Source organism: Salegentibacter salarius (assembly GCF_900168265.1).
GTDB lineage: Bacteria > Bacteroidota > Bacteroidia > Flavobacteriales > Flavobacteriaceae > Salegentibacter > Salegentibacter salarius.
The window spans coordinates 67,299-74,219 of record NZ_FVZF01000018.1 but is presented as its reverse complement, the minus strand read 5'-3'; the positions used below and the strand labels follow the sequence as shown (position 1 = coordinate 74,219).

The 6,921-nt window shown below is 38.2% G+C and carries 6 protein-coding genes; 3 read left to right on the top strand and 3 right to left on the bottom strand.

Annotated elements, in window-relative coordinates:
- From B5440_RS10845 to B5440_RS10835, 3 genes are all read right to left on the bottom strand, one after another.
- A partial coding sequence (locus B5440_RS10845) for a transposase (RefSeq protein ID WP_143533307.1) occupies positions 1-262 on the bottom strand: 262 nt, incomplete at its 3' end.
- A 111-nt stretch (positions 263-373) separates the two neighbouring features.
- Positions 374-1,216, bottom strand: coding sequence for a ferritin-like domain-containing protein (locus B5440_RS10840; RefSeq protein ID WP_070053573.1), 843 nt, complete (start codon positions 1,214-1,216; stop codon positions 374-376).
- Positions 1,217-1,243: 27 nt separating this feature from the next.
- Positions 1,244-1,987, bottom strand: a complete 744-nt coding sequence (locus B5440_RS10835) for a ferritin-like domain-containing protein (protein ID WP_070053574.1) — start codon at positions 1,985-1,987, stop codon at positions 1,244-1,246.
- A gap of 256 nt (positions 1,988-2,243) precedes the next feature.
- On the opposite strand from B5440_RS10835, the gene B5440_RS10830 reads away from it, so the two are divergent.
- The 3 genes from B5440_RS10830 (at position 2,244) to B5440_RS10820 (ending at position 6,902) form a co-directional block, all read left to right on the top strand.
- Complete coding sequence (locus B5440_RS10830) at positions 2,244-4,133, top strand: OstA-like protein (protein WP_070053575.1); 1,890 nt, start codon at positions 2,244-2,246, stop codon at positions 4,131-4,133.
- Positions 4,126-5,325 (top strand): aspartate aminotransferase family protein, encoded by a 1,200-nt coding sequence (locus B5440_RS10825; protein ID WP_070053576.1) that lies wholly within the window; start codon positions 4,126-4,128, stop codon positions 5,323-5,325. Before B5440_RS10830 ends, B5440_RS10825 begins: the two co-directional genes overlap by 8 nt.
- Positions 5,326-5,504: 179 nt before the next feature.
- On the top strand, positions 5,505-6,902 hold the full coding sequence (locus tag B5440_RS10820; RefSeq protein WP_070053577.1) for a tetratricopeptide repeat protein: 1,398 nt from the start codon (positions 5,505-5,507) through the stop codon (positions 6,900-6,902).
- The last annotated feature ends 19 nt before the right edge of the window (positions 6,903-6,921 follow it).

The window sequence follows — 6,921 nt, the reverse complement described above, 5'->3', positions numbered from 1 at the left end:
CCTGAAGGGCCTGCTCAATTTTACGAGAGGAATACATATTGCGAAGGTACGCATAGATGGTCACCTTGAGCAACATCCGGGGATGGTAACTGGAGGTACCTCCTCCTTTATAACTTCGCTCCAGGTCAGCGATGTCGATTTGATCAATAATCGTATTGACGATCCTAACGGGATGATGGGCAGGGACCAGATCATCATAACTGGGAGGTAAAAGACTTAACTGCGACTGGTCATAGGTCTTAAATACTGCTTTGGCTTTCATTACATGAAAATACTAAAAACCAGAAAATAATACAACAAAAAAGGCTGCCTTTTCAGACAGCCTCTTTTTTATAACAAAATTCTTTATAACAAAAACTTAGAATTGAGTTACCTATCCATCGTTAGAAGCGATGAATAATCCCGCGATTTGCTGAGCTACTTCTCCACTTATAGGTTCATCGTAAGACTGCGAAACTGCTTCTGCGCTAAATCCGGTAGCGTCTACAAGGTTTACTCCACCTTGCACCACATTTTCTTCACCATCATATACCGCTTGAGTAGCTTCTGGCATTCCCGGTCCGCGATTATTTAAGGTAATCCAACCTAACGCATTTTCATTAGAACTTTCGTTTATAACATCAGCTCTTAATCTTCGAATTTCGGATGCGTGCCTCGCCTCTACAGAGTGTATCTGTAATGCAGGAGTAAGGAATTGAGTTCCCATTAGGTTTCCTGCCTGGCCTTTATAAGCTCTCACACCGGTATCTTCAAATGCCTGGGCTAATGCTAATAATTGGGCATAGGCCATATCATTATTAGGGTTAAAAGGATCAAAAGCTCCTCCCGCAGTAAAATCGAATTCTGGCGAGTCTATAGAATTATCTCCCAAACCGGTTTGCAAAAATGTAACGTGAGCAGATTCGTGTTTAGAAATCTGGTTATAAACCGCTTCGGCTCTACCACCGCTAGGCAATACACCAGAATCTAAAGCCTTGATATAAAATTCGGCTTCAAGATATTCCAGGGTAAGGGCAAGTTGTAGTGCAGCAGTGGCATCGTTACCACTGCTTTGGGCGAATGCTTTACCAGAGGTAGAAGCTAGTCCAAAAGGAACAGCAACCATAGCCGCCTTCTTACCTAAATTCCCTAAGCTACCAAGCATTTCCCGCCTGGAAGAAGCTTTTCTGGTAAGGCTTTCCGAAGTAAATTCATCTAAAAATTTTATAATATCCATAATATTGTTTTTAAGTTGATTAGTTAATTATTGAGGCAAGTTATTGGCCGTAAATTCTGTCACTACAAAGCCGGTATTTCCAACTTCGCTAAGAATTGTTTGCGGATCTTTAGCAAGATCAAGACCGTTGCTATCAATAATATCATCTCCTGCAAAAGCAGTATCACTTTCTAAGTAAATGGAACGAATAGCTGCTGCGTGCCTTGCTTCTACTGAAACAATTTTCCCGGCAATTACCAGAAAATCTGGAGTCTGCAATAATCTACCGGCACCATTATAAGCGGCTACCCCGGTATCTTCCAGCACCCTGGCTGTTCCTAATACAGAATCTCTATCGGCAAAATTCACACTACTAAAATCAAATTCCAGTTCTGGCAGTACCTGGCTGACTTCCGCATTTGCACCAATTGCCGCCTTGAAAAATTCACGGTGAATTACCTCGTGATCATATAGATCTTCTAAGATTCTTTTTTCTTCAGCATTAGCTCCGGCCCAGTAAGAACCATCTAATACATTGGTATAAAAAGCAGCTTCTAGCTGTTCTAATGCGTATGCATAATTTAAAATTCCAACATCACCGCTTCCAAGATCAAACACTTCCCCTGGAGGCATAGGATCGGGGTTCATATCGTCATCGTCGCTACATCCATACAGTAACAATCCCGAACCTGCCATGGCAAGTCCTCCCATTTTAAGAAATTTTCTTCGGGAATTACTGTTTTTCGAAGGCTTCGCAGTAACTGCATCTACCTTAATACGTGGTTTTTCCATAATTTGAGTTTTAGTTATTTAGTAAACTTACGGGGCGAGGTCCAGGACGGTTTTATAATTAGCGTTAAAGTTTTCCAAAGAAAATTTTTCAAACCTTAAATTCTATTAATATTAACAATATTTTTAATTTTTTTGGGATTTATATTTTTATTTCGCAACATTATTAATCGAAAACAAAATTTTATTCAATAAATAAGCTATTGCATTTAAAATCCCATTCCCCTAAATTTTATTTACTTTTGAAAAAATTTTCGGCTTGAAAAAAATCATCCTTTTCTTAGTATTCGCAATTTTGTCTTTTCCCTCTTTAATTCAGGCTCAGGAAGCTAAAGAGATTGACTATAGTGCTGATAGAAATATCCAGGATCAAAAATACCCGGGCGCCTTTGTATTGAGCAAAGTTGAAAATCAGGTTTATTTTAAACACGAAGGGATAGAGGTTTGGTGTGATCTTGCCATTCATTATAAAGAAGAAAATTTCTTTAGGGCCTTTGGAAATGTAAGAATGCAACAAGGCGATACCGTAAAGCTTAATAGTAATTATGCCGAATATAACGGAAACTCCCAGTTTGCCTTTGCCAGTGGGGATGTTGTGATGAAACGGCCACAAACCACTTTAGAGTCAGACAGTTTATTCTTTGACCGCTTAAAACAACAGGCTTATTATAGAAGCGGTGGGAAAGTGATAGATACCGGCGGAGTAATTACCAGCAATATAGGTAGATATTATATGGAACAGGATAAATATTCCTTTGTTTCAGATGTGGTACTTACCAATCCTGAGTACATAATTAATTCTGAACAACTAGATTTTTACGGCGAAACCGGCCACGCTTATCTTTATGGACCTTCAACTATAGAAAGTGAAACCAGCACCGTCTATTGTGAACGTGGGTTTTATGATACACGTGGTGATACAGGCTATTTTGTAAAAAATTCGCGGATAGATTATGATAACAGAACGGTAAAAGGCGACAGTCTATATTTTAACCGGAATACCAATTTCGCTTCCGCCACGAATAATATTAGAGTTATCGATACTATTAATAAGAGTGTAGTCACCGGGCATTATGCCGAAGTCTTCCGTGATAAGGATTCGGTTTTTATAACTAAAAGAGCGGTTGCTGCCAGCGTTCAGGATAAAGATTCGCTTTTTATTCACGGCGATACTATAATGATTACCGGAAAACCAGATAAACGTATAATTCGTGGATTTTATGATGTTCGGCTTTTTAAAAGCGATATGAGCGGAAAAAGTGATTCGGTTCACATTAACCAGGAAACCGGATTAACTAAAATGATCAACCTTACCAGTGGACCTGTTTCTTCTGTAGACAAAAAACGAAGTCCCGTGCTTTGGAGCGGACTTAGCCAAATGACCGGTGATACCATTCATCTGCAAAGTAATACTAAAACAGAACAATTGGATTCTATGCGGGTTTTTAATAATGCGTTTTTAATTCAAAAAGACACTATAGAAGGTTATAACCAGGTAAAAGGAATGGACCTGGTGGGCTTGTTTGAAGATAATGAATTATACCAGGTAGATATTAATAAGAATACCGAAACACTTTATTACAGCCGAAATAGCGAGCAGGAACTTATAGGAATAAATAAAACCCTGTCCAGTTCTATAAAAATCTTATTTGAAGAACAGCAAATTCAGGATATCTACTACTATCAAAATGTAGACGGAAATTTAACTCCGGAAGAAGATTTCCCTGTGAATGTTCGAAAATTAATAGGTTTCAATTGGCGTGGGGACGAAAGATTACTCACCAAAGAAGATCTTTTTAAGGGAAAACCTGAACCCGATCTGGTAAAAATTGAAGGAATATCTTTACCCGAGGAATCAGAAGAATTTTTTGATGAACGTGACGAAGGTGATGATTTGCTCTTAAATGATAAGTCCAGGCTAAAACCTGAAGATTTACAAAACAGGGCAAAAGACAGTATCCCACAATTAAAAGAACCACAAACCTTGATGGATGCTGTAGATGACGATACTAAAACTGAAGCTAAAAATCTACAGGAAAGAGTAAAAGATTCTATTCCTCAATTAAAGAAACCACAGTCGCTGATTAAAGCTGAAGAGCAAGAAGATAATGAGGCCGAGCCTGAAACTAAAGAGAATCAGGATGAATAAAGATTTTCTTACCTACCAGGCGCAAACCACTCCACATCCTTTAGGCCTGGAAGTGGCTTCGGCCAAAGGTTCTTATATTTTCACTACCGATGGAAAAAAGCACCTGGATTTTGTAGCGGGTGTTTCGGCCTGCAGTTTGGGTCATTGCCATCCTAAGGTTGTAAACGCAATTAAGGAACAGGCGGAAAAGTATCTGCACGTAATGGTTTATGGAGAATACGCCCAGCAACCGGCGGTTGAGTTAACCAAGTTACTGGCAGAATATTTTCCAAAGCCACTGGAAAAAACTTACCTCACCAATTCCGGTACCGAGGCCATAGAAGGCGCTTTAAAACTCGCCCGGCGCTATACCGGGAGAGCTGAAATTATAGCGGCTCACCAGGCTTACCACGGCAATACCATGGGTTCACTGAGTTTAATGGATTATGAAGAACGCCAAAAACCTTTTAGACCTCTTTTAGGGGGAATTTCCTTTATTCAGTTTAACGAAGAGAAAGATCTGGAAAAGATTACCGAAAAAACCGCGGCCGTAATCCTGGAAAGTATCCAGGGAGGTGCGGGATTTATTATTCCGAAGAATAATTATTTAAAAAAGGTCAAACAACGTTGCGAGGAAGTGGGCGCATTATTAATATTAGATGAAATTCAACCCGGTTTCGGGAGAACAGGAAAACTCTTTGGTTTTCAGAATTTTGACATGGTTCCAGATATCGTTGCTTTAGGAAAAGGCATGGGCGGCGGAATGCCTATTGGTGCTTTTTCGGCATCGGCTAAAATGATGGATAGCCTTTCAGACAACCCAAAAATGGGACATATTACTACGTTTGGGGGAAATCCTGTAATTGCTGCTTCAGCTTTAGCTACATTAAAAGAAATTACCGGTTCAGACTTAATGACAGAAAGTCTTGAGAAAGAAAAACTATTCAGGAAATTGCTGGTGCATCCGCTAATTTCAGAAGTTAAAGGAATGGGCTTAATGCTTGCTATTATTACCACTTCCGAAGAAATAGCGAATCAATTAGTCTTAAAATCCAAAGAAGAAAACCTCATTCTTTTTTGGCTACTATTCGAAAAAAAAGCCGTGCGAATCACTCCTCCCCTCACCATTTCAGAAGAAGAAATTAAAGAAGGCTGTGGCATCATTATTGCCGTATTGGATGAAATAATGAAGCAGTCTGAAACTGTTAATTAGTTTGTTAACAACAATCTTGATTTTTGAGCTTTTAAAGCAGATTCATTTTTAATTTTAAGAAATGCCTTGAGGCTTAGCCGCAAGACAGAAAGTTCAAAAGATCAAGCAATTTCAACTTAAGCGTTGAAATATTTTAAATCTCACTTAGTGAGTAGTAGAAATCCCGTAATTACCTACGTATGCAATTAAGCCATAACGACGAAAACAATTTCTCACTTTCCCGATTTGAATCTATGCTTAAAACAAATGATGTTTTATTCTTTGATTCAGCCGAATTTGAGGACATTATTAACTATTATTTAGAGAACGGGAAATTTGCACTGGCTAAAAAGGCCGTTAAATTAGGCCTGGCACAACATCCAACTTCTACAAACCTAAAGCTCTTTAAAATTGAGATTTTAGTTTTTGAAGATAAGCTGGATGTAGCCGAATCTATGCTTACCGAATTACAACAATTAGAATCTTCTAACGAAGAAGTCTATATACAAAAAGCACAAATTCTTTCTAAAAGAGATCGTCACGCTAAAGCCATAGAGGTTTTAGAGATGGCGCTTGATATTACGCTGGACCCTGCCGAAATTTATTCCCTAATTGGGATGGAACACCTGTTTCTTGAAGATTTTGAGAATGCGAAGTTCAGCTTCATGAAATGCCTGGAGGCCGATGAAGAAGATTATTCAGCACTATACAATATTATGTATTGCTTTGATTTTCTAGATCAAAAAACCGAAGCCATTGAATACCTGAATATGTATTTGGATAAAAATCCTTATTGCGAGGTAGCCTGGCACCAGGTAGGAAAACAATATTTTGATCTAAAAGATTATGATAAGGCTTTATCGGCTTTCGATTTTGCAATAATCAGTGACGATTATTTTATTGGTGCTTATCTTGAAAAAGGAAAAGTGCTGGAAAAATTAGGCCGTTACCACGAAGCCATAGAAAATTACCGTTTAACTTTGGAGTTAGACGATCCTACTTCTTTTGCTTATTTACGAATTGGAAAATGTTTCGAGAAACTTGGTTTAAACGAACTTGCGCTTAAACATTATAAAGATTGCGTTCACGAAGATCCGCTTTTGGATAAAGGCTGGATCGCGATCACCGATTTCTATATTAAAAAGAAGAATTACCAGAAAGCTCTTTACTATATCAACAAAGCGATAAATATAGACGAAGAAAACGTGCTTTACTGGAAGCGCTACGCTAAAATAAATAACCGCTTAAAGTTTTACGAAGAAGCAGAGCGTGGTTATAAAAAAAGTCTGGATCTTGGAAACTACGAATTAGAAACCTGGATTAGACGTTGCGATATCTTAATAGACCTTGGAGAATTTGATACCGCTATTCAAAATTTAAATCAGGCGCTGGAGTTTTACCCCGATACCGCCGAGATTGAATTCCGTTTAGCCGGACTTTATTTTAGTCATAATCAGGGAGAAAAAGCTTACTTTCACCTAAATAAAGGATTACAGTTAGATGCCGAGTATTATATAGTTATCGAAGAATTATTCCCTCAAATCTTTAACCGAAAAAGCGTAAAGCAAATTATAAATTCCTTTATAAATCTCTCTTAGTTATTTTACTAACTTTGAC

Coding starts and splice junctions, on each gene's coding strand:
- B5440_RS10820 (WP_070053577.1), top strand. CDS start 5,505: ATGCAATTAAGCCATAACGACGAAAACAATTTCTCACTTTCCCGATTT.
- B5440_RS10825 (WP_070053576.1), top strand. CDS start 4,126: ATGAATAAAGATTTTCTTACCTACCAGGCGCAAACCACTCCACATCCT.
- B5440_RS10835 (WP_070053574.1), bottom strand. CDS start 1,987: ATGGAAAAACCACGTATTAAGGTAGATGCAGTTACTGCGAAGCCTTCG.
- B5440_RS10840 (WP_070053573.1), bottom strand. CDS start 1,216: ATGGATATTATAAAATTTTTAGATGAATTTACTTCGGAAAGCCTTACC.